Annotated in this window: 25 protein-coding genes and 1 tRNA gene; 15 read left to right on the plus strand and 11 right to left on the minus strand. The window is 52.0% G+C overall.

Annotated elements, in window-relative coordinates; genetic code table 11:
* Positions 1-3 precede the first annotated feature (3 nt).
* Positions 4-2,580 (plus strand): DNA ligase D, encoded by a 2,577-nt coding sequence (ligD, locus tag PKC29_06145; protein HML94992.1) that lies wholly within the window; start codon positions 4-6, stop codon positions 2,578-2,580.
* A 58-nt stretch (positions 2,581-2,638) separates the two neighbouring features.
* On the opposite strand, the gene PKC29_06150 is transcribed toward ligD, so the two are convergent.
* The 5 genes from PKC29_06150 to PKC29_06170 form a co-directional block, all read right to left on the minus strand.
* On the minus strand, positions 2,639-3,682 hold the full coding sequence (locus tag PKC29_06150; protein ID HML94993.1) for a transporter: 1,044 nt from the start codon (positions 3,680-3,682) through the stop codon (positions 2,639-2,641).
* An 848-nt stretch (positions 3,683-4,530) separates the two neighbouring features.
* Positions 4,531-4,905, minus strand: a complete 375-nt coding sequence (locus tag PKC29_06155; protein HML94994.1) for a hypothetical protein — start codon at positions 4,903-4,905, stop codon at positions 4,531-4,533.
* A gap of 156 nt (positions 4,906-5,061) precedes the next feature.
* Positions 5,062-5,502: a hypothetical protein gene (locus PKC29_06160; GenBank protein HML94995.1), complete on the minus strand. Its 441-nt coding sequence runs from the start codon at positions 5,500-5,502 to the stop codon at positions 5,062-5,064.
* A 49-nt stretch (positions 5,503-5,551) separates the two neighbouring features.
* Positions 5,552-6,517 (minus strand): polyphosphate kinase 2 family protein, encoded by a 966-nt coding sequence (locus PKC29_06165; protein ID HML94996.1) that lies wholly within the window; start codon positions 6,515-6,517, stop codon positions 5,552-5,554.
* A 228-nt stretch (positions 6,518-6,745) separates the two neighbouring features.
* Entirely contained in the window at positions 6,746-7,063 is a 318-nt protein-coding gene (locus PKC29_06170) for a hypothetical protein (GenBank protein HML94997.1), read from the minus strand.
* Between the two features lie 241 nt (positions 7,064-7,304).
* Between PKC29_06170 and PKC29_06175 the strand changes: the two genes are divergently transcribed.
* Complete coding sequence (locus PKC29_06175) at positions 7,305-8,282, plus strand: linear amide C-N hydrolase (GenBank protein ID HML94998.1); 978 nt, start codon at positions 7,305-7,307, stop codon at positions 8,280-8,282.
* Positions 8,283-8,361: 79 nt separating this feature from the next.
* Here PKC29_06175 and PKC29_06180 read toward each other — a convergent pair whose 3' ends face one another.
* Positions 8,362-9,468, minus strand: a complete 1,107-nt coding sequence (locus PKC29_06180; GenBank protein HML94999.1) for a hypothetical protein — start codon at positions 9,466-9,468, stop codon at positions 8,362-8,364.
* A 291-nt stretch (positions 9,469-9,759) separates the two neighbouring features.
* Positions 9,760-9,930: a hypothetical protein gene (locus PKC29_06185; protein HML95000.1), complete on the minus strand. Its 171-nt coding sequence runs from the start codon at positions 9,928-9,930 to the stop codon at positions 9,760-9,762.
* A 353-nt stretch (positions 9,931-10,283) separates the two neighbouring features.
* On the opposite strand from PKC29_06185, the gene PKC29_06190 reads away from it, so the two are divergent.
* From PKC29_06190 to PKC29_06240, 11 genes are all read left to right on the plus strand, one after another.
* Positions 10,284-11,534 (plus strand): hypothetical protein, encoded by a 1,251-nt coding sequence (locus PKC29_06190; protein HML95001.1) that lies wholly within the window; start codon positions 10,284-10,286, stop codon positions 11,532-11,534.
* The gene (locus PKC29_06195) at positions 11,534-12,571 is read left to right on the plus strand and encodes a hypothetical protein (GenBank protein ID HML95002.1); all 1,038 of its coding nucleotides are present in this window, start codon (positions 11,534-11,536) and stop codon (positions 12,569-12,571) included. Before PKC29_06190 ends, PKC29_06195 begins: the two co-directional genes overlap by 1 nt.
* A 688-nt stretch (positions 12,572-13,259) precedes the next feature.
* Positions 13,260-13,460 (plus strand): hypothetical protein, encoded by a 201-nt coding sequence (locus tag PKC29_06200; GenBank protein ID HML95003.1) that lies wholly within the window; start codon positions 13,260-13,262, stop codon positions 13,458-13,460.
* Entirely contained in the window at positions 13,460-15,055 is a 1,596-nt protein-coding gene (locus PKC29_06205; GenBank protein ID HML95004.1) for an AAA family ATPase, read from the plus strand. The genes PKC29_06200 and PKC29_06205 overlap by 1 nt, the downstream gene beginning before the upstream one ends.
* Positions 15,048-15,368 (plus strand): hypothetical protein, encoded by a 321-nt coding sequence (locus tag PKC29_06210; GenBank protein HML95005.1) that lies wholly within the window; start codon positions 15,048-15,050, stop codon positions 15,366-15,368. The genes PKC29_06205 and PKC29_06210 overlap by 8 nt, the downstream gene beginning before the upstream one ends.
* Positions 15,365-15,697, plus strand: a complete 333-nt coding sequence (locus PKC29_06215) for a hypothetical protein (GenBank protein ID HML95006.1) — start codon at positions 15,365-15,367, stop codon at positions 15,695-15,697. Before PKC29_06210 ends, PKC29_06215 begins: the two co-directional genes overlap by 4 nt.
* A gap of 112 nt (positions 15,698-15,809) precedes the next feature.
* On the plus strand, positions 15,810-16,037 hold the full coding sequence (locus PKC29_06220) for a hypothetical protein (GenBank protein ID HML95007.1): 228 nt from the start codon (positions 15,810-15,812) through the stop codon (positions 16,035-16,037).
* Positions 16,021-16,206 (plus strand): hypothetical protein, encoded by a 186-nt coding sequence (locus PKC29_06225; protein HML95008.1) that lies wholly within the window; start codon positions 16,021-16,023, stop codon positions 16,204-16,206. The genes PKC29_06220 and PKC29_06225 overlap by 17 nt, the downstream gene beginning before the upstream one ends.
* Before the next feature lie 138 nt (positions 16,207-16,344).
* Positions 16,345-17,016, plus strand: coding sequence for an SOS response-associated peptidase (locus PKC29_06230; GenBank protein HML95009.1), 672 nt, complete (start codon positions 16,345-16,347; stop codon positions 17,014-17,016).
* A 116-nt stretch (positions 17,017-17,132) separates the two neighbouring features.
* Positions 17,133-17,624 (plus strand): translesion error-prone DNA polymerase V autoproteolytic subunit, encoded by a 492-nt coding sequence (gene umuD, locus PKC29_06235; GenBank protein ID HML95010.1) that lies wholly within the window; start codon positions 17,133-17,135, stop codon positions 17,622-17,624.
* A 2-nt stretch (positions 17,625-17,626) separates the two neighbouring features.
* Positions 17,627-18,904, plus strand: a complete 1,278-nt coding sequence (locus PKC29_06240; GenBank protein HML95011.1) for a Y-family DNA polymerase — start codon at positions 17,627-17,629, stop codon at positions 18,902-18,904.
* Here PKC29_06240 and PKC29_06245 read toward each other — a convergent pair.
* Together PKC29_06245 and PKC29_06250 are read right to left on the minus strand one after the other, a co-directional pair.
* Positions 18,901-19,158, minus strand: a complete 258-nt coding sequence (locus PKC29_06245) for a hypothetical protein (protein ID HML95012.1) — start codon at positions 19,156-19,158, stop codon at positions 18,901-18,903. The two genes, PKC29_06240 and PKC29_06245, sit on opposite strands and share 4 nt — an antisense overlap.
* Positions 19,159-19,296: 138 nt before the next feature.
* Positions 19,297-19,578, minus strand: coding sequence for a hypothetical protein (locus tag PKC29_06250; GenBank protein ID HML95013.1), 282 nt, complete (start codon positions 19,576-19,578; stop codon positions 19,297-19,299).
* Positions 19,579-19,656: 78 nt separating this feature from the next.
* Here PKC29_06250 and PKC29_06255 point away from each other — a divergent pair, with 78 nt between their 5' ends.
* Together PKC29_06255 and PKC29_06260 are read left to right on the plus strand one after the other, a co-directional pair.
* On the plus strand, positions 19,657-19,902 hold the full coding sequence (locus PKC29_06255; protein ID HML95014.1) for a hypothetical protein: 246 nt from the start codon (positions 19,657-19,659) through the stop codon (positions 19,900-19,902).
* Between the two features lie 36 nt (positions 19,903-19,938).
* A complete protein-coding gene (locus PKC29_06260) occupies positions 19,939-21,072 on the plus strand; it encodes a tyrosine-type recombinase/integrase (protein HML95015.1) in 1,134 nt (377 codons plus the stop codon).
* Between the two features lie 9 nt (positions 21,073-21,081).
* Here the strand turns inward: PKC29_06260 and PKC29_06265 are convergent.
* Together PKC29_06265 and PKC29_06270 are read right to left on the minus strand one after the other, a co-directional pair.
* A tRNA-Arg gene (locus tag PKC29_06265) sits at positions 21,082-21,157 on the minus strand.
* Entirely contained in the window at positions 21,148-21,990 is an 843-nt protein-coding gene (locus PKC29_06270) for a uracil-DNA glycosylase (GenBank protein HML95016.1), read from the minus strand. The genes PKC29_06265 and PKC29_06270 overlap by 10 nt, the downstream gene beginning before the upstream one ends.
* Positions 21,991-22,046 lie beyond the last annotated feature (56 nt).

Raw genomic sequence — 22,046 nt, forward strand, 5'->3', positions numbered from 1 at the left:
ACCATGGGCGGCGGACTCAGCGAATATAAAAAGAAGCGGCGCTTCGAGCTCACCCCCGAGCCCGAAGGCGGGAAGAAAAAGTCCCGTTCCGGAAATCTCTACGTAATCCAGAAGCACGCCGCCAGCCGGCTTCACTACGACTTTCGCCTTGAGCTGGACGGCGTCCTCAAGAGCTGGGCGGTGCCCAGGGGACCGAGCCTCGACACGTCGGACAAGCGGCTCGCCGTCGAGGTCGAGGACCATCCTGTAAGCTACGGCTCCTTCGAGGGTACAATCCCCGAGGGGAACTACGGCGCGGGCACGGTGATGCTGTGGGACCGCGGCACGTGGGAGCCTTTAAAGGACCCCCGAAAGGGCCTCCGCGACGGCAGGCTCGAATTCCGCCTTCACGGTGAGAAGCTCGGGGGCGAATGGGCCCTCGTCAGAATGGCCGGGCGCGCGGACGAAGACAGGAACAACTGGCTCCTCATTAAAATGAAGGACGACCATTCGGAGAGAGGCGGGAAAAGCGTCATCGACGAATATCCGCTGAGCGCCGCGAGCGGGCGCACAATGAAAGAGATTGCGGCTGCCGGGGGAAAGGTCTGGCAGAGCGATAGGTCCAAACGCGCCCGGGCGTCACGGAAAAAAGTAAAGCCTGCCGGACATGGCCCGGGCAGCGATTTGCCCGACCCTGCCGCGCTCTCAGGAGCACGGAAGTCAAAGCCCCCGGAGGAGATTAGCCCCGAGCTCGCAACCCTCGTTGCCGGCCCCCCTTCCGGGGACGACTGGCTCCACGAGGTCAAGTTCGACGGATACCGTCTTATCGCGATACTCGCCGGCGGCAAGGTCAGGATACTGACCCGTAACGGCAAGGACTGGACGGCTAAATTCGGCGGCATCGCCGGCGCCCTCGAGGCCCTCCCCGTAAAGGAGGCGGTTTTGGACGGCGAGGCAGTAGTTCTCGACAAGGACGGCATCTCCGACTTTCAGGCGCTCCAGAACGCGCTCAAGGGCTCCCGGAAAAACGCTCTCCACTTTTTCGTCTTCGACATCCTCTACTGTAACGGTTTCAGCCTGACCCGCGTCCCTCTCATCGATCGTAAAACCTTTCTCCAAAGGATTCTGGGCTTTCTCGAATCCGATATGATCCGCTACAGCGACCACATCCTCGGCAAGGGGGCCGCGGTATTCGAAGACGCTTGCAAAATGTCTCTCGAGGGCATCGTCTCGAAGCGCGCCGCCTCGACTTACACGCAGCGCCGCACGCGCGACTGGCTCAAGGTCAAATGCCACAAGCGCCAGGAGTTCGTAATCGGCGGCTATAAGCTCAGCACGAAAGCCTCACGCGCTGGATTCCGGTCGCTCCTCCTCGGCTATTACGACGACGGCGATCTCGTCTACTCGGGCGGCGTCGGAACCGGATTCGATTCGAAGTCGCTAAAAAGCATAAGAAAGGATCTCGACGCCATACAGCAAAAGGATTCGCCGTTCGTTAATCCGCCCGCCGGGGCCGACGCCCGCGGCGTGCGCTGGGTCCGCCCCGAGCTCGTCGCCGAGGTCGAGTTCACCGAATGGACCGACGAGAATCTCCTTCGCCATCCGTCGTTCAAGGGCCTTCGCGAAGACAAACCCGCAAGGGAAATAATAATACGTGAGCAAAGCTCGGGGGAGGAATCCATGGTGAAAGATAGCACCGATAAAAAAAACGCGGCCGCCGATACGGTCGCAGGCATCCGCCTGACTCATCCGGACAGGGTTCTCTACCCTGACCAGGGCCTCACGAAGGCCGAGCTCGCAGAGTTCTATGCCGACATCGCCGACTGGATACTGCCCCACGTCGTAAACCGCCCCCTCACTATAGTCCGCTGCCCGGGCGGTAGCCAGGGCCAGTGCTTCTATCAGAAAAACGTCGGCGAGGGCCTTCCCGAGGCGATCCATGGCGTCTTCATAGAGGGCAAGGAAGCCGACAGGACCTATATCGCCATAAAGGATTTAAAAGGACTCATTTCCCTCGTGCAGATAGGGGTCCTCGAAATCCATCCCTGGGGGAGCCGCACCGACAACCTCGAAAAGCCCGACCGCATGGTGTTCGACCTCGACCCCGGCGAGGGGGTCTCCTATGCGGACGTCGTCGGGGCGGCGTTTAAGATAAGGGACATTCTCGACGGGCTCGGGCTCCGGAGCTTCGTCAAAACCTCCGGAGGGAAGGGGCTTCACGTCGTCGTGCCGCTCCAGCGCCGCTCGGGCTGGGACGAAATGAAATCGTTCTCGAAGGCCATCGCGGATAAGATGGTAGAGCTCGAACCCGCAAAGTATATCGCCACGATGAGCAAGGCGAAGCGAAAGGGGAAGATATTCATCGACTACCTTCGCAACAACCGCGACGCCACCGCCGTCGCCGCATATTCCACGCGCGCGCGGAAAGGCGCTCCCGTCTCCACCCCTATAACGTGGGACGAGCTCTCCCCCGAGCTCACGCCGAATAAGTACAACGTCTTCAACCTGCGGCAGAGGCTTTCCTGCCTGAAAGAGGACCCCTGGAAAGACTTCTTCACCACCCGCCAGTCCATAACTGCCGGGATGAAAAAGAAGGTATGAATCCGGCCGGTAAATTCGATAATCCCGAATCGTACCGGCCGGTGCTTCTTCGTTGCCGTCAGAACATCCAGCCGTATTGCCACCCGAGCCAGAGCACCCAGTCGGTTTCGAGCTGCGGCCCGTCCAGGTCCTGATAGATCGGGAACCCGAGCTCCACGGCCAGCCTCTGTCCTTTTATCAGCTTCGGGCCCTCTGGTACGTAAAAATTCATCCCGAAGAGGAGGTCGAGCCGGTTGCCGCCCTGGTTGTCCGGATCGGCGCCGGGCATCATGGCGGGATCCAGAGCCGGGTCGGCCCCGTGTATATTCCCCCACGACTGCCAGTCCATCCTGGCCGAGATGCTCACCCAATCAAACCAGTCGTAAGCCCCCCAGGTCGTCGCGTCGAGCCTGCTGCCGAGCCTGTAGCCCCTGTCGTTCTCCCCGAGTCTTATAACCCCGCTGACCTGCGCGCCCCATGAAACGTTACCGTGCTGCCCGAGGTACGTAATCCCCGGCAGGAGGTCGAACGTCCCCGAGCCCAGTTGCATGGGGTAGGCGAGCAGGTGAGAGCCCATGGGCGTATCGTCTTTCTCGTCGATCGAGCCCGTCGGGAAGCTCATCCCCGCGCTCAGGTGTATTCGCTGGTCGTAATTGTCGAAAACCTTCACGAGCCCCGTCAGCTTGATGTCGCCGAAGCCCTCGGATTCGGTTTTAAAGCGCTCCCCCATCCTCGTCAGGTGGTTCATGGACTTTTTTATGTACGGCACCATGCCCATGATGGAGAGATAATCAGTGGCCGCATACATCAACCCGAACATGTGCATTTGCGTGTCCATTTCTATGGGCGCTACCATGTAGTCTTCGAGGACTTGCCGGCTGCTCACATTATTTGTCCCCGTTCTTATGCCGTCCATATTCATGTACATGTACCGGTAAGAAAGCATGAATCTCCCCGTGTGGTGCGTGTGGTCTCCCATTACGCCTACCGGTGCATGCCCGTCCGGCCTTGCGCTGCTCCACTTCTGCCCGTATGCGTCGATCGAAAACGCCGCCAGCATCAGGATCGGCAAAACCACGTATTTAAAAGGCATAATCCCCTTGTCGAGATAACTCTTTCGCATTTTATAATGACCTCCAATATCGAATCTTTGCGTAAGCTCGCACAGACGGACCGGGGGGATTATCTTCGGCGCCGGGGGCGCCGGCACGCAGACGGGCGTACCGGCGCACCATTCCGCTTCCGAAGCCGGACTGACTGTGCCCCTGTGTCGGGAAAGAGGGTTTCCCCTTTTTCCCCTGCCTGGATACTCGCCGCACTTCTCGCGTGCAGCGCGGTCAGATCGCGGGAGGGGAGCGGATGGGGAGACTGGAATAGAACTCTTCCGAATGACGGAATTCGACTGCCGCCGGCAGATAGACCGTAAAGTACTCTCTAACGATAGAGCAGGCCGAGGGCGGAATGAACAGGCTCGTTCTTTGATTGCAGCAGCTTAAACAAAAGCAGTGCTTCTCGCTGCCTTCTTTGCCGCTGTTTCCGGTAATAAAACCGATGATGGCGGATAAATTATCCGGGCCCCGGTGCGAGGGGCAGTCCATAACGGAATAAGAGAGGGACTCTGCCTTGGGCGGCGCATACTTCTGCGAGGTGTAAAGCGCCAGATTCAACGACAGTGCGAGGAACAGGACGGAGCATGCTATAAGATGTGCTTTCCGCCGCATGGCAGAGTATAAATCTAGGTTTTAGACCGCCGTTGTCAAGTCCGGTATGTTCGGAGCGGTCTATCGAAATTAATGGCAGCTACAACTATCGCTGCTGCGCCCGGGCCCCGGGTCAGGGGCCGGACGCATCGTAGTAGACTAAAATCCGGGGCACCGGAGCGCTTTACTCTGAGGTCGCCGACGCCGGGATGAAATTGTCCCGGCCCCCGGGTTCGCCGGGAGGGCCGGAACTTAAGAAGTGCTTCGATTATTACCAGAGTCCCTGTATGGCTACTCCATTGTGCGCGGTGACTACCTTACACTTGCCTCCCCACTCGACGAACGCGCCTATGTCGCTCCACTCCACGGGAGCCCTCTTCCAGTGATCGTCGAGCCCGGCCTGATTCTCGTAAAGCTCGTCGAGGACGAACATCGTATTGCCCGTCGGCTTCGAGGCCGGATCAAACGGATTCTCGAGCTCGGGCCCTTTTATCACGTTATAGCGCAGCATGGCGAGCTCGCCCGTCTTGTGATGCGTTTCCTCCATCCATTTCGCGTGGCTTGCGAATATCCTCTCTCCCTCTGCAGCGAGCTCCGGCGGGCAAATGAACACTATTGTGATTTGTACTTTGCCTATCGTAGACATATACACAACCTCCTTTGTGGGATTATTTGCTTATCTGGCTGTATTCGCGGCGGGAAATGTAATCCGGCTCCCCTGCCGGCATGAACGTTTGTATATACATTACCGGTGAGACGCTTGTCAAGCCGGCGGACGGCGTATCGGCCTGATGATAAACCCTCAGAGCGTTGTATGGTGCTCTTTCCAATGCTCCTTTGGCGAGCCTATGTCCTTGAGCTTGTCTTGCAGGTTCTGAAATGTATCTATCTGGGCCTTGCCTATCGGCGCGTCGAATTGATCGCTGTGAAGGATTCTGATACTGATTACGTAATTGTTTCTGTTTGTTCTCAGGTCGCCGGGAAGGAAGAAGACGACATTATAGTGCCTCCTGATGTCGAACCGTACTCCTTCCGGAGGCTCCGAGGTAAGCCATTTGGCCAGCCGGTTCAGGCAATCGAACGCGGCCGCCTTTGCCGATTCGCCCTTCGGAGGACGCCCCTCTGCCTCGGTTCCCACGAGGGCTACTGTCATTCCAACCCTTACGAGGCCCTCTTCTCCGACGGGCATATCTATGGGCATCGTCGTCCAGAAGATCTTGTGATCCTGGACTATGGATTTCATTTCCTGAGCCTTATTCCCGGCATTGTCGGACATAGCTAGCCTCTCTCTGTCAGGTTTTATTCTTTGATTTCTTCCCGTTTTCCTTCTCGTTCAAAAGCGTCTTTCTGGCTTCTTCCAGCTCGTCGAGCTTTTGCTTGTCCACTTTCGGATAATGGAGGTCCAAAGAGTCCAGGGCGTCTATAATGGCCGCAGCGACGACGAGACGCGTGAACCATTTGTTGTCCGCGGGGACGACGTACCACGGGGCCTCTTTCGTAGCGGTGTTCCGGATCATGTCCTCGTATGCTTCCATGTAATCGTCCCAGTATGCGCGCTCCTTTATATCGCTCGCGGAAAACTTCCAGTTCTTTTCGGGGTTTTCTATTCGCTCGATGAAACGCTTTTCCTGCTCTTCCTTCGACACGTGCAGGAAGAACTTTCTCACGACTATCCCGTTCCGCGTCAGGTAGCTCTCGAAGTTGCGTATGTCTTCGAAGCGTTCTTTCCAGATATTCTTTGTGACCAGCTTTTGCGGGAGCTTCTGCTTTGCCAGAAACTCCTGGTGCACACGCACGACCAGCGTCTCCTCGTAATACGAACGGTTGAATATGCCCATGTTGCCGCGGTTCGGCAGACATCTCATCGACCGCCAGAGATAATCGTGGTCGAGCTCTTCCGCCGAGGGCGCCTTGAACGAATGCACCTGGCAGCCCTGAGGGTTCACGCCCGACATTATATGCTTGATCGTGCCGTCCTTCCCCGCCGCGTCCATGGCCTGGAGGATTATAAGCACCGACCAGCGGTCCTGGGCGTAGAGCATTTCCTGGAGCTCGGCCAGTAGCTCCACCCCCATGGCGAGCACCTCTTTCGCCCGCGGCTTGTCCTCCGACTGTAAATGAAGAGTATCGCCCGGGTCTATGTCCTTCAGCCTGAAGCCCTTGCCCTTCGTAATACGGAACGGCTCCGAGAACGGCCGCGCCCTTTTAATGAGATGCTCGATTTTAATTTTGCCGCTGCCTTCAGCCGATAAGATCATACGGGGCCTCGCTTGCACTTACATATTGCCCCTCCGCCTCCATGACGCTCCAGTTATGCGGGCCGGGCTCCGGATATTCTAAAACAGTCGGGAATTAAAAACAAAGGGGGGGGTGATTATTTAAAAGAGAGCCGGGGGAAGTTTCCGGGCGGCCCCGACCCCGGGATGCAATCATGGCTGCGGCGCGTAGGGCGAGCCCCGGGCCCGCGCCGAAAATGGGCTTATTCGCTAAAACTTCGTCTTGAAATAGAGGAACGGCGGCAATACTATGCTCACCGTCTTCTTATCCGCGCTGGACATGACGAGCGGGAGGTCTTCTACATTCAATGTATCCGATTCGTAAGTCCGCCCTGTATTCACTCCGTGGGCGAATTCGTTCTTGAAAGCATCGCCCGGCCCTTTTTTCTTCGTGATAATATTCCGGACCGTCCGGGTTTCCGTATCGGCCCTTGCCAAAAGCATGGAGTCCGGCCCCTCACTGCTTTGAGCGAACGAGAACGACGCTGCGGCGAGCATTATCACTACTAACGCGATCAATGTTTTCACTCTTATCTCCTGCTGAATTAGACACACGAACAGCCCGTTTGGATGCACGCATTTGTATTAATCGTTCAATTAATAAAAAAGTGAAGGAGGCGGAGGGAGTTGCGCGCTGCGAACCTTAAACCCTCGGCCCCGAATCTCGGAAGTCTTTCCGCCGTCCGAAGCCTTGATTGCGGGACAAGACTGCAGGCCGTCGGTATTGATTAGTGCCCGTCGGCTTATAGATGTATAATTGTGGGCGTCCATGTGCACGCGCATCCTTTGGAACAACAATAAACTCGCGGTCGTCGTAGGCCGTACGATGGATTGGCCGGAATCGACGGAGCCCGTGCTGACGGTTTTCCCCCGGGGGATGGAGCGCGACGGCGGCCTGGTCGGGCCGGAAAGCGTCGTCTCCCAGAACCCCGCACGCTGGACGTCCGGATACGGGAGCCTCGTCACGACGGTTTACGGAATCGGCACGGCGGACGGCGTCAACGAGAAAGGGCTCGCGATCCACATGCTCTACCTGACAGCGACGGATTACGGTCCCCGCGATATCACCAAACCGGGCGTGCATGCGGGTCTCTGGGGCCAGTACTTCCTCGATAACGCCGCGACTGTGGCCGAGGCGGTCGAGCTGATGAAGGATATCCAGCCCATCATGGTTACGGCGCGCGGCGTGAAATCGACGGTCCACCTCGCCATCGAGGACGCGACCGGCGATTCGGCCATCGTCGAATACATCGGGGGGAAGCCGGTGGTGCATCACGGCCGTGAATATCGGCTGTTGACGAACGATCCCGCTTACGACGAGCAGCTCGAGAACCTCGCCCGCTACGACTTTGCCAACTCGACGCGGCAGACGCCGCTTCCCGGCAACGTCGATCCTGTGCAGCGCTTCATCCGCGCGTCTTATTTCCTCCAGAAGCTCCCCGAGCCCAAAACCGAGCGCGAGGCCATAGCGAGCATACTCTCCATCGCCCGCAACGCCTCTGTTCCCTTCGGAGCTCCGAACAACGCGCCGGGCACGCTTTACAACACCGAGTACCGGACGGCCGTCGACCTCACGAACCTCCGCTACTTCTTCGAGCTTACGACCGCGCCCAACTTGATATGGGTGGAGCTCTCGGGGCTGGATTTTAACCCCGGCGCGCCGGTAATGCTCCTCGATCCCGACAACATCTACCTCACCGGCGACGTCACGGACAAATTCCACAAAGCCGACAAGGCCCCGTTCTGAGCTCATATCTGCCAAGGTTTACCGGAAGCCGTTACGAGCTATAAGTGTGGCGAGCAATGCAGCACCCGGGTGCCGTACGCTAGTAGAAGATCATCGCTACGCCGAATATGATGAAAAGCAGCGCGAAATATCCCAGCGGAAATATCCATCGGCAAGCGCGGTCGATGCGGTCTCCGAGCTCGTACTTTCCCTGCTTGTCGAACCCGCCCACCACGAGGTTGACCACGACGGTCGCGCACATGGTCATGAAGCTCACGTTCAGAAACCCGTGCATCAGCGTGACGTACGAGATGTGAGGTAGCTGGTCGCTCGTCACGAGAATATAGGCGACGCCGGTCAGAATACCTATGAACGAAACGTTAATCCTGTCGCCCAGCGACGAGCGGTCCATCCAGAACACGGTAAAAGACAGAAAGACGATGACTACGAGCGGGAAGACGACCAGTCTCATTACGAAGAAGGGCACGCGCTGGACGTCCACGCTCACGACGAACGTCGACGAAACCCCCAGGCTGCCCGCGTAGGCTGCGGGGCGCTCCTGGACGGATTCGCTGAGCCCGGTGACGGTCCATTGGGGCACCCGGGTTTCTCCGGCCGAGGGCCCGGTCCCGCCCGCCGGCACCTGCATCTGTACCTCGTCCCTGTCGTAACCGAGCACCGTAAAGACAGCCCTCAGCCGATGCTTGTCGAATGGATACCGGCTCATATTGAATTCCATCTCCGCGACGGCGTCCAGGGTCTGGACGAGTATCGACGTTCCGTCGGGCTCCACGCGCAGAATTACGCTGTCCATATCGAACATCCCCGCTTCGTTTACGAGGACCACCTGCGGATACCATCCGGTCGCAAGCTCGTTGAACTGGTAAGCGCCCTGGAAGATTTTCTCGTCCACTCCCTCGACGGCCGGATCGAAAGCCATGCGCGGATCCTTCCACTTTAGCGTCAGCACGCCCGTGAACTCGAACGTTTCCGCCCCGTCGTTTATCTCGTTGATGTCGTAAAAATCGAAGTGGGCTTCCACCACGAGGGGGCCTTCCTGCTCCGGCAGCCCGAGCAGGAATGGCTCGGCCGTTCCCTCCTGGGAAGATTGATTCTGAGAGCCGGCCGGGGGGGCCGCGGCTGCCATCCGCGTGCAGCAAAGCAGCGCTGCCGCCAGCGCCAGGACTATAATAGCGAGCTTGCTCATTCCCTCCCGTCTCCCTGCCGGCCGGTGCGGCCGGCTATTAATTATGCGGCTAAAAGTGAGCTTTGGTACCACATGCCGATAAATTACGGAATGCTCCGTGGCTTATTAGGGCAACGGGCCCGGCATGTAGCGTGCCCCCGAGAAGCCCGATAGGTCTAACCGACTTTAAAAAATGAATAAACGTGGAGGACGGTGAGGGATTCGAACCTGCACCTCTCCCCCATTGTCAAGCGAGGTTTAAGCTGGAATCATGGAAGCAGCGCTTCCCGGCTATCCCGGCGAAAGGCCGTTTTAAAAATCCGGTTTCACCCCCGGCTTACCGTCATGGACGGAGCTGACTCTTTTCCATGTCCTGTTCCCGGTATACCTCAGATAATCTCTTCCCTCGGGAGTTTTTGAGCTTCTAACCTTTCTCCACTTTCTATTGCCTACGTACGTGAGAAAAGCTTTTTTTCTCCTCATTGTTCTCACCCTGATAAAAAGTATAAAACATTCTCCCCGCATCCACATCCCTTTTTAGCAGGCCTGGTGTGTAATACTTACTCTGTTCCCGGGTCCGAACAGGCATACATAAAAACTTCATAGAGTAATTGGATGAAAAGGAGGGGGTACTGCGGACCATAGAAATCGGCCTCTGGAATATGACGGATTTGGCGATTCTTAACGAGAATGTATGGCGGGCGATGGGGGATTCGAACCCTCCGACTTTATTGTCCCCTCGCAGCCCCCTCAAATCATGATTTAAATGACAATTGTGAGATAAGCATATAAAATATATATATTTTATAATCTAGCTTATAATTTTTCTTTGTGCTATGGATAAAAAAACAATTGGTGCATGGATAATACACCATAACCAAAAACTAAAAGGCGTTGCTTTGTCTACAGAGGATTATGATCAAATAACATTTGCTGGGAAATGCGGCACTTTGTTAAATGTTTTGGCTCAATCTGAAGAGATTGATATCGATAATCCTAGATTATCAACTCTTGCAAGTGCAAATGGTATATCGCCCAAATTAGAACTTCGAGCTATACTCAGCGAATTAGAGAATCAAAGACTTATAGACCAATCTGAATCAGGAATATCGATCTTAGGTTTAACAACTGCACAGACCTTAGAACACATAGCAAATATTTTTGAACAATCCTCTCCTTCAAAATTAGAAGAAGCATCTATAGTTTTAGCTGAAAAAGTTTCAGAAATACCAATTGAGACCGGAGACGCTATAGAATATTTGTCCGATGAATTTGGTGTTGGAATAAAACGAACCAAAGAAATCGTAGCTAATTATGAGCAAATAGGATTTATAGATTCCGAGGAAATCAGTGACAAGAAAATCCTATTTAATGGTAACCTCTTCCGGGGTGAAGATATAAGAAAAGTTCAAGCTGTGTTAAGTTCTTTGAGTTCAGGAGATGTTTCTAAGTTCGAGGAATACTCTGAGGAAATTGCTAGACATGGATGTATTGCTGAATCTCGTGCACAAAGCATTTTAGGTAAAGAGCTTTACTCAAAACTTTGTTCAATTGGGCTGATTGATAAAAATACAATTGGTAACGAAAGAGGAACTTTTTCTTTTGTGACAAGGCCAGGCGCCTTTTGCAAATTCACTAATACTGCAGCTGATGATGCTTTTGATTTAGCAAAAGCTTTTGTAACGTCCTTAACCTTCGGAATCCATAATAGTCCGGGTAACCGTGGACGAATTAGAATGATTGAAGAGTTAATTAGAGCATTAATTGATGGACGTTGGATAGGCCCTGCAACCGCTATAGGACATGATTATAAGGTTCTTGAGATTAGGGGTGTGGTGGAAGTGAAAAAGGTAGAGAAAAATTTGTTTAAAATGAGACTTCTAAAAAAAGATGTTGGTCAACTTGCTTTAAAAGTCATTACAGAAGGTGAAGCAAGTACAGAGTCATTATTGCTACCTTCTATTTCTGCTATGCATTACACTGGTCCTGAAAGCAATAGATCAGTATTACGTAGAAGTCAGCCGAAGCCAATGAAAGAAGCGATAGCAGAACTTGTTGATAGTTTGAGAATGGGTGGAATAAAATAGTGGAAATTCAACGAACAACACAAAAGGGTCAAGCAGCTGAAGAAGCTGTAAGGAATTATTTTATTTCGCAAGGATACTTTGTCGTTCGTGGCATCCCATTTATTTATAAAGGTTTTGACGTTACCGATATAGATCTTTGGTTGTATAAAAAATCCTCCTCAATAACACGAGAAAGGTCGTGTGTAGATATTAAAAGAAGAGCGACCCCAAAAGCCATGGAACGTATGTTGTGGACAATAGGTTTAAAAGAAGTTTTAGACTTAAATTATGCTATTGTAGTAACTTCTGATAATAGGGACGAGACTAGAGAATTTGGCATTGCTAATGGCGTTACAGTGTTACAAGGCAATTTCCTTAAAAGAGCTATTGATGATTTTTTGAAATCAAATATTAGAATTACGGAGGATGAACTATTTTCTGGCCTTAATGTACCTCCTGTCATAAATAGTCGTATCACTTGGGCAAGATTCTTTAAATCTCGCAAGTCAATACTAGTCAGTCAGCTTTCTTTTAATTCTTGCAATCGGCTTTTAAAGGATATTTCCATATTACTTGAGGAGTATTTGGTCTCAAACAAAAAACCTGAGGCATCTATCCGCCTTCTTTATATACATATTGCTTATTTTCTGATAAATACGGATTATCGTTTAAGTTTTATTGCCCATTATGATACGACTACTTTAAAGAAAATTCTAAACGAGGGTTTTAGGTATGGTGAGTCAGGACTACAAAGGACACAGGAAATTGTAGATATAGCTACAAAGTTGTTAGTTAATTCTGGCCATGGAGATCTTTTTTCTAAAGAGATGTTTAAAGAGGAAGTCAATAAACAGTTTTCTAACCATAGCGTTGAAATACTTGCAGAGTATTTTGCAAAGCCTGAAATAGTTAATAAGCTCTTTGATCAAGCTATACACTTTGAACATTATGCATATAGAAGGGATATTATTTTACCTTCTAATTTGCCAACAGAATTGAAAGCAACTTTAGGTCTATTCTGTGATTATTTGAAAATTGACAGGCGAGAAATAATATGAAACTAAGGATTCGAATTCAGCATGTCCTCTTCCTGTATGATTTGAGACTATTTGTATATACTTAAAGGCCGAAATTGACCCCTCTGCTCCAAATAGTGTAATCGATTTAACTACTTGTAATCAATGATAAAAACAATGGCGGGCGATGGGGGATTCGAACCCCCGACCTCAGGCTTCGGAGGGCGTTAAGTGGGGGCTTTAGGTTCCAATCGAGTCAACCAGAATCCAACTATAAGGCCTAGGGATTCTTGTGTATTTTTTGAAAAATGATACTAGAGTCTTATAATGGCAAACAGGGTAATATAGGCACAGAGTAGTCACAGAACCAGTCACAGGCTCCTTGCGAGATTGTGAAAGCGTCTTACAGGTTCCCCCCGTTCTTTATCCGGAACAGTGGGATAGACTTCTACGGGGATTTTATAAAGGACAATCTTCCCCTTCCAGCTACACTCACAATAATTGTTTAAAAAGAACATCTAATTCACTGCGAATATACCGTGTTGCAGTCTTTCTCGTAACTCCCTTAAATTACTCAACCATGACCATTCCGCGCGCTACAATGTGAACATTGTATGATACAGTTAGTCAAGTGTAGCAGGGGGTTGCGTGCGATATGATAGTTGACATCTTCCAATAGCCTTTTATCTTTTCACATATGAACAAATTAAATCTAAGGGAGGAAACCAAAGTGGAACAAAAGACGGTCAAGCTGGAGACGTTGGCCAAGATGTACGACATCACTTTGCCGATGATTCGGAAGTGGGCGGCGAATAGAGAATTCCCCGGAATCATTCGGAGGAAGGGCGGGAAGCGCCTATATGTTGACGTGGCTAAATTTGATGCATGGTTCAGGTCAGGCGAAGTCGAGGGAGCCAGGGAGGTGAAGTAGTGGAGACACAAATAAAAAGCCCCTTCGTGCAGGAAGGGGCGGGGAAAGCATTAAAAAAAGAGTGTAGAAATAATCATACCTCGAATATTACTCCCCGCATAGACTCCGAGACAGTAAAGCAGGCCGAGCTCTCGTTGTTGAACATGATACTCGAAGGCGAAGCGAGCTTTGAAAATGTTGGCTTGTCTGTCGAGGATTTCTCCATAAACGACCACGGGCGCATTTATGGAGCTATGGCGGCCCTTCATGGCCGAGGCGAAGAGGTAAGCGTATTGAGCGTATGTAACGAGCTTGCGCACGTAGAACGGGCGGACGGCGGTGCATGGAGCTTGTATCTGACAAGCGTCGTAAATATAGCCCTACCAGCCGGGGGGATTGATTATCCTGTCAGGGTGATTAGAGAGGCCTCTCGCAATCGAAGACTCGAAGAGGCCGGGTACAGACTCTATGAAGCGGCACGGGATAACGACACCGAGGGCGTTAAGAGGTGGAGCGAAAGAGTTATCGAGCTTCAAGCTCAGAGGGAAGCAGGGGCCGAGGCTGAAGGAGGCGGCGGGTTGCGATGCGTCCCTCTCGCTCTATGTAGCTCGGAGCCGGTTAAATGGTTAATCGATGGTCTTGTGCCCGAGGGATTCCCAAGCTACTTATACGCACGGGAAGGTCTCGGAAAATCGTTTCTAGCGGCCCTACTGGCCATCGAGGTATGCAGAGGCGGTGGCTCATTCATGGGCCACAGTTACCCTGAGGAACCCGTAAACGTCCTCTACGTCGATTACGAGCTTTCGTCAGGGGTTCACGCCGAGCGAGGGGAGAAAATCTCTCATGGGTTAAACCTTCCCGGCATCCCGGAGAATCTTTTTTACAGTAATCCGAAAGTGCCTATAATGGCGGCCCTGCCGGACATTAAAAAACTGATAGCCCGTAATAATATTGGGTTCATCATAGTCGATGCATGGCAATCAGCCGGTCTGGATTCTTTCGACCCGGCAGTTGCGGCGGCTTACTTCGCGGCCATGAGGGGATTAGGCGTTTCCAGCCTGACGATTGACCATGAAAAGAAGACGCAAAACGGTATAGATTCTGGCGGTGATTCTTTTTACGGAGGCGTTCACAAGTTGACTCAGAGCCGGAGCGGGTTCCGACTCACAAGAACCGGAGACGGGAAGAACCCTGTAACTCTGCTACTTCGACAGACTAAAAACTCATTCGGGCCGCTAGCCGAAGATATGACCTTCGACGTGAATTTCGAGGGCGACAGAATTTCATTTACGCAGTCGAACGCGCCGAATCCCGAGGACAGGGACTGCGAGCTCATCGCCAAGGCTATCGCGGATATGGAGGCCGAGGGGACCAGGGTTAATCGAACAGCCCTCACTGAATATTTCGCGGGCGTGATAGGCCAAAAGCGTTTACGCCTCCTATTAGACAAAGGGGACGGCGAACTATGGGAATCATCTCCCGGAGACCGGACGGAAAGGCTCTATAAATCGAGACCGGCAGAATGGCACCCCTATAAGAGGGGCCAGTCTGCCAGTGTGATGAACACGGTTGAAGGAGGCGAGGATTGCGGCTACCCGGAGGTGTTGAATGGATAAGCTATGGCTCGAAAAGGAGCGCATATTAAACGAGGTCATGAACAGCTTAGAGGAAAAGTACCCGAGCGGTCTGTACGACTGGCTCTACATCCATGACCGCGCTCTATACGCCCGGATTAACGAGATAGAAAATGCCCTAAACGAGTGCTTCGCAGAGGGCGGTTCCGTCGAAGGGTTTAAGGCTACGCTTCGGGGGTACTGGGATGCTCACATGAAGGGCATCCGGCAATTCAGGGCGCGGAAAGAGAATGCGCTCACGTTTCCCGAGGTGAGGGCGGAGAGAATAGCGGAGCTGGAGGGTGCCTCAGTATGACAGATGTAAAGACGAGTTTAATTAAAAATACATTTTTCGGAGGTGGACGTAGTATGCGTTCAGATATGAAGTTGGCGTTACATAACACAGAGGTCTCGGACAAAGAGCAGGTCAGAATTAAAAACCTGACGATAGGGACCGGGTGCCCTCATGTGGGTAATCAGGGCTGGTTCAGGTTTTTCAGGAAACTGAATCACGCCAAACAGGTTGCCCTTTTAGCGCAGTGGCTCACTGACGGGACAATCAAAGAGATTAGAGACCTCGACTCTAATGCGGAGCGATTAACTGTTGTCATGAGAGGCGGGCACGTCGAGACTTTTGACATCTAGCCCCTTGTCTCCGAGGGGTGCTCTCAGACAGGGGTGCCCCTCTTTTTATGACCATTTTTTTAAGGGATGAGTGCTGTAATTATTATCAGATTCTTGACGGAGGTTTTTTGAATTGGCAGGAAAAAAACATATCAGGCTGAGGACGGCGGGGGACGTTCGAGAGCTCTTAGCGAAGCTCATTAACGAGCGCCGGAGGGGGGAGGCGAATTCCAGCGAGTGCCGTGACATCGGGTTTCTGTGCAAGATACTCTTGGATTCGATAGAGGCGGGGGAAGTAGAGGAAAGACTAGCGGAGATAGAGAAGAGACTAGAGGAGAAGGAACATGAGTTCGAAGGCTAAAGTGAAGGCTCTGGAGAAGAGGCTTAGGAGAGTAGAGTGGGCGGGTGAAGAGATAGAGGTAAGCATCGAGCCCGTTGTTTGCAATTGCCGCTATGAAGACGACGAGGCGCGGGAAAGAGAGTGCCCAGCCTTTCATGGGGGGACATGCAAGAGTATTTCAACCAGTTGAAAAGGAGGGTGAAGTTCAGAAAAGGACGTAGAGGCGTTTAGTGCGTGCGGGAGCTTTCAAGGTAATTCGACTCGCCTCGGAGTAACAGGCGCATATCAATCATTGCCCCCCAACTGAACTTCCCTTATGCTATCAATCATGTGCGGGCGGTTCGTGAAAACTACAGATAAAGACGATTTGCAGAGCCGCTTCGGATTCGAGGACCCTGTCGGTGTTTTACTGGAGCCGCGATACAATATCGCCCCTACTCAGCTTCACCCCGTCGTAATAATAGAGGATGACAAGCGCGTACTCAGGATGATGAAATGGGGACTGGTCCCTCATTGGGCGAAGGACCCCGCCATAGGGTACAAAATGATTAACGCGAGGGCTGAGGGCATAGAGGACAAGCCGAGCTTTAGAACCCCATTCAGAAAGAGAAGATGTCTTGTTATTGCGAACGGGTTTTACGAGTGGAAGAAGGTAGAGCCTAAGACGAAGGTCCCCTATCTCATTAGGCTTAAGTCAGGGAAACCCTTCGCCTTCGCCGGACTGTGGGAGAAATGGGATAAGGGACCCGAGCCCCTTGAGACGTTCACCATCATCACGACTGAGAATAATGAGCTTATCGAACCTATACACAACCGTATGCCCGTCATACTACATGAGAAGGATGAGAGCCTCTGGCTCGACCCTGAGCTAAATGACCCTGAGAAGTTAATCCCCCTCCTGAAACCGTACCCCTCGGAAGAAATGGAACTTTACGAGGTCTCGACTATCGTCAATTCACCCCGTAACGATGTGCCGGAGTGCATTCTGAAAAAAGAGTGAGCCCGGCATAAATCAATAATCGCATATTGAGGCCGGGGCTCGTTTCTTTTACCCTTCTAAATACCTCCTAGGGGTTGGGAGAAAAAAGAATCACATATTGTACGGGAGGGGTGTGTATGCGAGTAACCGAAATTGGAATCCTGAAGTCAGCATCCGAGTTTGAAATACCTCTTGTCTCGGTCCGCGCCCCTTGCGGAACGGGGTTCCCTTCGCCTGCCGACGATTACGCAGAGGAAGGGCTCGACCTGAACCGATACGTAACAGAGCACCCCGAGGCTACCCTATACGCGAGAGCCGAGGGAGACTCCATGATTGGGGCCGGGATTTTCGACGGGGATATTTTGGTAGTGGATAAGGCTCTCGTTAACAACGCTAACGGCAGGGTCATCACGGCATGGTATAACGGGCATTTCACGGTGAAGAGGCTCTACACTGACCCGAGATTAAAGCGGAGCTTCCTCATATCCGAGAACCCCAAATATCCCCCTATCGAAATACACCCTGAGACAGATTTTGCGATATGGGCTGTCGTGACGTGGAACGTTCACAGGCTGTCGCGAGAGCTCCCCGATGATGTAAAAAGCATCCTGTACGGAATGAAGAAATAACCATGCCTAAGACCTCCAAAATATTCGCGCTCGTTGACTGCAACAACTTCTACGTCTCATGTGAGCGCGTATTCAACCCGAGCCTGAACGGGAAGCCTGTAGTAGTCCTCTCGAATAATGACGGCTGTGCTGTAGCACTCTCAGATGAAGCGAAACTGCTTATACCTATGGGGACCCCAATACATGAGTGCGCGGACGTAGTACGAATAAACAAGGTTCATATTTTTTCGAGTAACTATACTCTTTACGCCGATATGTCCCGGAGGGTTAAGGGGGTCCTCACGCAGTTTAGTCCCGAGATTGAGAACTACTCCATAGATGAATCCTTCCTATCCCTCTCAGGCTTCACGAACGTTGATTTAACCGATTACGGAAGAAGGATAAGAGAGACGGTTTTAAGGTGGACCGGGATACCCACATGCGTCGGCATAGGAACAACCAAGACTCTGGCCAAAATAGCGAACAAGCTCGCGAAGAAAAACAAAATGTGTCAGGGGGTTCTTAACTTAACGAATCATTCTCGTATCGAGGACTTCCTCGCGAGTGTCGATATAGGCGACGTTTGGGGCATCGGCTGGCAGTATACGAAGCTCCTAAAGAGGTACGGTATCAACACTGCCCTTGACCTCAGAAACGCCCCTGACGGCTTCATACGAAAGCATATGACGGTCCAGAGGTTAAGGACGGCGTGGGAACTACGGGGAGTGTCGTGTCTCGACATTGAGGAGGTAGTTTCGGATAAGAAGGAAATAGTGAGCTCTCGCTCCTTCGGGAAGGACGTATATACCTATAAAGAGGTTTCCGAGGCAATCGCAACCTACACGACGCGAGCGGCGGAAAAGCTCAGGGCTCAGGGATCCATATGCGGCTACATCTCCGTGTGGGTTGAGACGAACCGATTTAAAGACATACCCCAATATAGCAACACGATTACCTGTAGCCTCCCTGAACCCACGGCATACACTCCGATGTTAATCAGATATGCCCTTCACCTCCTCAAGAGGATATACAGAGATGGATACGGCTATAAGAAGGCGGGAGTAGCCCTCATGGACGTTGTACCGGCAACCACGGTCCAGCTTAACCTGTTTATGAAATTCGACCATACGAAGAACGAGAAGTTGATGTCGGTGATGGATGATATAAACGCCAAGTGGGGAGGCGAGACGTTGAAGACGGCGGCTTCGGGTTGTGAGAGGGCGTGGGAGATGAAGCGAGCCTCCTTATCGCCACGATATACAACGAACTGGGACGAAATAATAAAGGTGCGAGCGGGTTAATCCCGGAGAGAGTTGGTAAGCGTCTTGACCTTCTCAGACAATTCTTGAATTAATTCGAGTGTTAAATCCATCTTCTCGTTTTGGGAAAGATGGGAGGCTATAACATCATCTCTAAGAGAACGTATATCGCCTACGACAGAACACCTAGTAGCGTCTATCTCAGTGCGAATCTCGCGAACCTGTGACTTGAGCGTCCTTACTTCCGGGAGTATCAACTCTTCTATCAAGGCTTTAAAACCTTCTCTGAAGCTCATGCTTGAATTTTATAATCGAGAGCCTACTATTTCAACCGGTTGAAATGTCTGAGGCGTTAATCTGTTGATGAACTACTTAACGAGGGAGAGAGGTACGGAATAAGGTTTTGACGGGTTTTGACGCATCGGCCTATCCGTTTACTGACAGAACTCGAACAGGGGCACGCCCAACCTCACCTCCGAGATTCGGAGTCTGTCTTCCGTCGCCTCCCGTAACAAGCTCAGAGTATGCGGGTTCCCTCCCTGCTTCCCGCAAGCGAAGTACCACTGTGCCGGTATCACGTCCTCTACTCTCCGGCAGGACAGCGCGACAGCCATAAGCTCTTCATCAGTAAGCTGGCTCTCAATGAACATATGCTCTTCCCTCTCCCGGTCTGAGAGTCCCGAGACACCGTTCGGGATGTCGTAATCGTCATACATGAATACACCTCACTATTTTGAAGTCGTGTTGCATTTTATCTTGACACCTAGAGGGAAGCAATGCTAACATGTAAAACTATGTTGCAGAAAATTAAGAAAGACATAGAGAAGCTCAATCCCGGCGAGCTTCAGGAGCTACGCCGCTACATAAACGAGATTGCGGGGCCTAGTGTCTCCTATTATAGGCGCGGCCTTTATTGGTATGCGGGGTTCAGGCTCGGTGAGAAGATTTACACTACCTACATCGGGAAGACTTTTCGGGAGATAGACCCGTTAGAGGTGATTCGAAAAAGGCAGGCACGGGCAAAGGCGGGGCAGAAATAAACATCAACTAAAGGGCATCGAAAGGAGGCAATCGACATGGGAGTTTATAAGAGGGGGAGTCATTGGTACATCGATTTTTATTACCAGAATAAAAGGATTCGAGAGGTTGTAACCGTCGAGGGAAAAGACCCTGCTTCTATAACGTTCAGGGATGCCGAAAGGGCGCTCGCGATAAGAAAGGCGGAGATTGCCACGGGGAAATTTAAGCTCGCAACAACTGAGAAGCCCGTGAAGTTTGAGAAGCTTGTAGAGGCATATCTTAAGTGGGTAGACGAAAATCATAAATCACCCGAAAGGGATTACACGTGTTGCAAGAATCTGCTCGCGTATTTCGGCGGAGGGAAGAACATCTACAGCTTTACCCTATGGGGTGTAGAGAAGTTTAAATCAGAAAGAAAGAAACAGGGCCGGAAGCCGGAGACGATTAACAAAGAACTCGGGGCGCTTCGTAGAATGTTTAATCTTGCTCTTGCCGGGACATTGAGCGTTAAAATAGGGAGAAACCCGATACAGGGGGTAAAGCTTTTAAAGGTACCTCCAACCAAAGTGAGGGCATTAAAAGAGGGAGAGTTTCAGAAGCTTTACAGCGCTGCCTCCGAGGGCTTCAGGCCTATTCTACTCTGTGCCTACATGACAGGGATGCGGCGTTCGGAGATAGCGCGGCTAAAGTGGGAAGATGTCGATCTTGAGGACGGCTCCCTGTATGTAGCAGAAACCAAGAATGGGGAGCCGAGGTCTATTCCTATAGGGGAGCCTTTGCTGTCGATATTAAGGGAGTTAAAAAACAAAGCCACATGCGAGTACGTTTTTACTACACCAGACGGCAAGCCCTACACTTCCCTTACCTCCTGGAAGAGGACGTGGACTACAGCCCTGAGAAACTCCGGAATTGAGAAGTGTCGCTTTCACGACCTGAGGCACACTTTTATCTCCAATCTTATAGTGGGTGAAAAAGAGGACTTCGCCACGGTTATGGCCTTATCAGGACATAAAGATATTTCGATGCTTAAGAGATATAGCCACACTCAGGAAGAGGCTAAGAGGGCGGCTGTAAAGAAGCTCGAAAAACGTGCTAAATCAGCAATACCGGTCACAAAACCGGTCACAGGGGTTGAAGACAGTCCCTCCGCCGAAGATAGTGTAATCGGCTTAACTACTTTTAATCAATAATATAAATTATGGCGGGCGATGGGGGATTCGAACCCCCGACCTCAGGCTTCGGAGGCCTGCGCTCTATCCGCTGAGCTAATCGCCCGGTCTGGAAATTCCAAGCTCCTTCATGACCTGCTGCATGTCTTCCCAAAGGGGCTTCTTGAAGTTCGGGTTTCTGAGAAGCGCCGCCGGATGATAAGTTACCATGACTTTGAACTTTCCGTAACGGTGAAATTTTCCGCGCAGGCTCCCGAGGCTCGCCTTCGTTTTGAGAATCGACTGCGCCGCCGTGCTTCCGAGGCATACCACCACCTCTGGGTTTATCGACCTCAGCTCCTGGAACAGGAACGGCTCCCACTCCGCCATCTCCTCCGGGGTAGGGGTCCTGTTGTCGGGCGGCCTCGACTTCACGATATTCGAAATATAAACATCCTCCCTCTTAAGCCCCATAGCCTCTATAATCTTGTTCAGTAGCTGCCCGGCCCTCCCGACGAACGGCCTCCCCTGTATGTCCTCGTCCCTCCCCGGGGCCTCGCCGACGAATACGAGCCGCGCCTTCGGATTCCCCTCGCCGAAAACGATCTGCCGGCTCCCCTCGAAAAGCCTCGACGACATCCGCTCCATAAGCTCCTTCTTTATCTCCCCGAGCGGCATTATCTTCGTGGACGAATCGAACATCCCCATCTGCTCCGGCACGCTTATTATCTCTTCGTTAGGTGCTGCTCCCCTGTCTTCTCTGGCAACGGTTCTTTTTTTCGTCACGGCTTCCTCCGGTCCGGGGTACTGCCTTTCCGTTCTGTCTCCGGCGGTCTCCTCCCTCATTTCCCTGAATACCCTCTTCACCCCCATCTCTTTCTGGAATTCGTAGTACCGCCTCAAGTCCCCGGCTATCTCTTTTATTTCGCGCTCCCTGCTCATCTGTATTATATAAAACACGGTTTAACAGGAAAAATCCATACGCGACGCGTGAAGGCGAACTTTGTCCTCGGCTT

It is taken from the genome of Thermodesulfobacteriota bacterium (assembly GCA_035325995.1).
In the GTDB taxonomy this organism is placed as follows: Bacteria; Desulfobacterota_D; UBA1144; order Nemesobacterales; family UBA2774; genus JADLGH01.

What these genes read in the sequence shown, in the direction of transcription:
- PKC29_06245 (HML95012.1), bottom strand. Translation starts at nt 19,158, where the DNA reads ATGAGCTTCAGAGAAGGTTTTAAAGCCTTGATAGAAGAGTTGATACTC.
- PKC29_06155 (HML94994.1), bottom strand. Translation starts at nt 4,905, where the DNA reads ATGTCTACGATAGGCAAAGTACAAATCACAATAGTGTTCATTTGCCCG.
- umuD (HML95010.1), top strand. Translation starts at nt 17,133, where the DNA reads ATGCGAGTAACCGAAATTGGAATCCTGAAGTCAGCATCCGAGTTTGAA.
- PKC29_06180 (HML94999.1), bottom strand. Translation starts at nt 9,468, where the DNA reads ATGAGCAAGCTCGCTATTATAGTCCTGGCGCTGGCGGCAGCGCTGCTT.
- ligD (HML94992.1), top strand. Translation starts at nt 4, where the DNA reads ATGGGCGGCGGACTCAGCGAATATAAAAAGAAGCGGCGCTTCGAGCTC.
- PKC29_06210 (HML95005.1), top strand. Translation starts at nt 15,048, where the DNA reads ATGGATAAGCTATGGCTCGAAAAGGAGCGCATATTAAACGAGGTCATG.
- PKC29_06160 (HML94995.1), bottom strand. Translation starts at nt 5,502, where the DNA reads ATGAAATCCATAGTCCAGGATCACAAGATCTTCTGGACGACGATGCCC.
- PKC29_06260 (HML95015.1), top strand. Translation starts at nt 19,939, where the DNA reads ATGGGAGTTTATAAGAGGGGGAGTCATTGGTACATCGATTTTTATTAC.
- PKC29_06230 (HML95009.1), top strand. Translation starts at nt 16,345, where the DNA reads ATGTGCGGGCGGTTCGTGAAAACTACAGATAAAGACGATTTGCAGAGC.
- PKC29_06250 (HML95013.1), bottom strand. Translation starts at nt 19,578, where the DNA reads ATGTATGACGATTACGACATCCCGAACGGTGTCTCGGGACTCTCAGAC.
- PKC29_06175 (HML94998.1), top strand. Translation starts at nt 7,305, where the DNA reads ATGTGCACGCGCATCCTTTGGAACAACAATAAACTCGCGGTCGTCGTA.
- PKC29_06165 (HML94996.1), bottom strand. Translation starts at nt 6,517, where the DNA reads ATGATCTTATCGGCTGAAGGCAGCGGCAAAATTAAAATCGAGCATCTC.
- PKC29_06150 (HML94993.1), bottom strand. Translation starts at nt 3,682, where the DNA reads ATGCGAAAGAGTTATCTCGACAAGGGGATTATGCCTTTTAAATACGTG.
- PKC29_06240 (HML95011.1), top strand. Translation starts at nt 17,627, where the DNA reads ATGCCTAAGACCTCCAAAATATTCGCGCTCGTTGACTGCAACAACTTC.
- PKC29_06215 (HML95006.1), top strand. Translation starts at nt 15,365, where the DNA reads ATGACAGATGTAAAGACGAGTTTAATTAAAAATACATTTTTCGGAGGT.
- PKC29_06185 (HML95000.1), bottom strand. Translation starts at nt 9,930, where the DNA reads ATGAGGAGAAAAAAAGCTTTTCTCACGTACGTAGGCAATAGAAAGTGG.
- PKC29_06190 (HML95001.1), top strand. Translation starts at nt 10,284, where the DNA reads ATGGATAAAAAAACAATTGGTGCATGGATAATACACCATAACCAAAAA.
- PKC29_06225 (HML95008.1), top strand. Translation starts at nt 16,021, where the DNA reads ATGAGTTCGAAGGCTAAAGTGAAGGCTCTGGAGAAGAGGCTTAGGAGA.
- PKC29_06255 (HML95014.1), top strand. Translation starts at nt 19,657, where the DNA reads ATGTTGCAGAAAATTAAGAAAGACATAGAGAAGCTCAATCCCGGCGAG.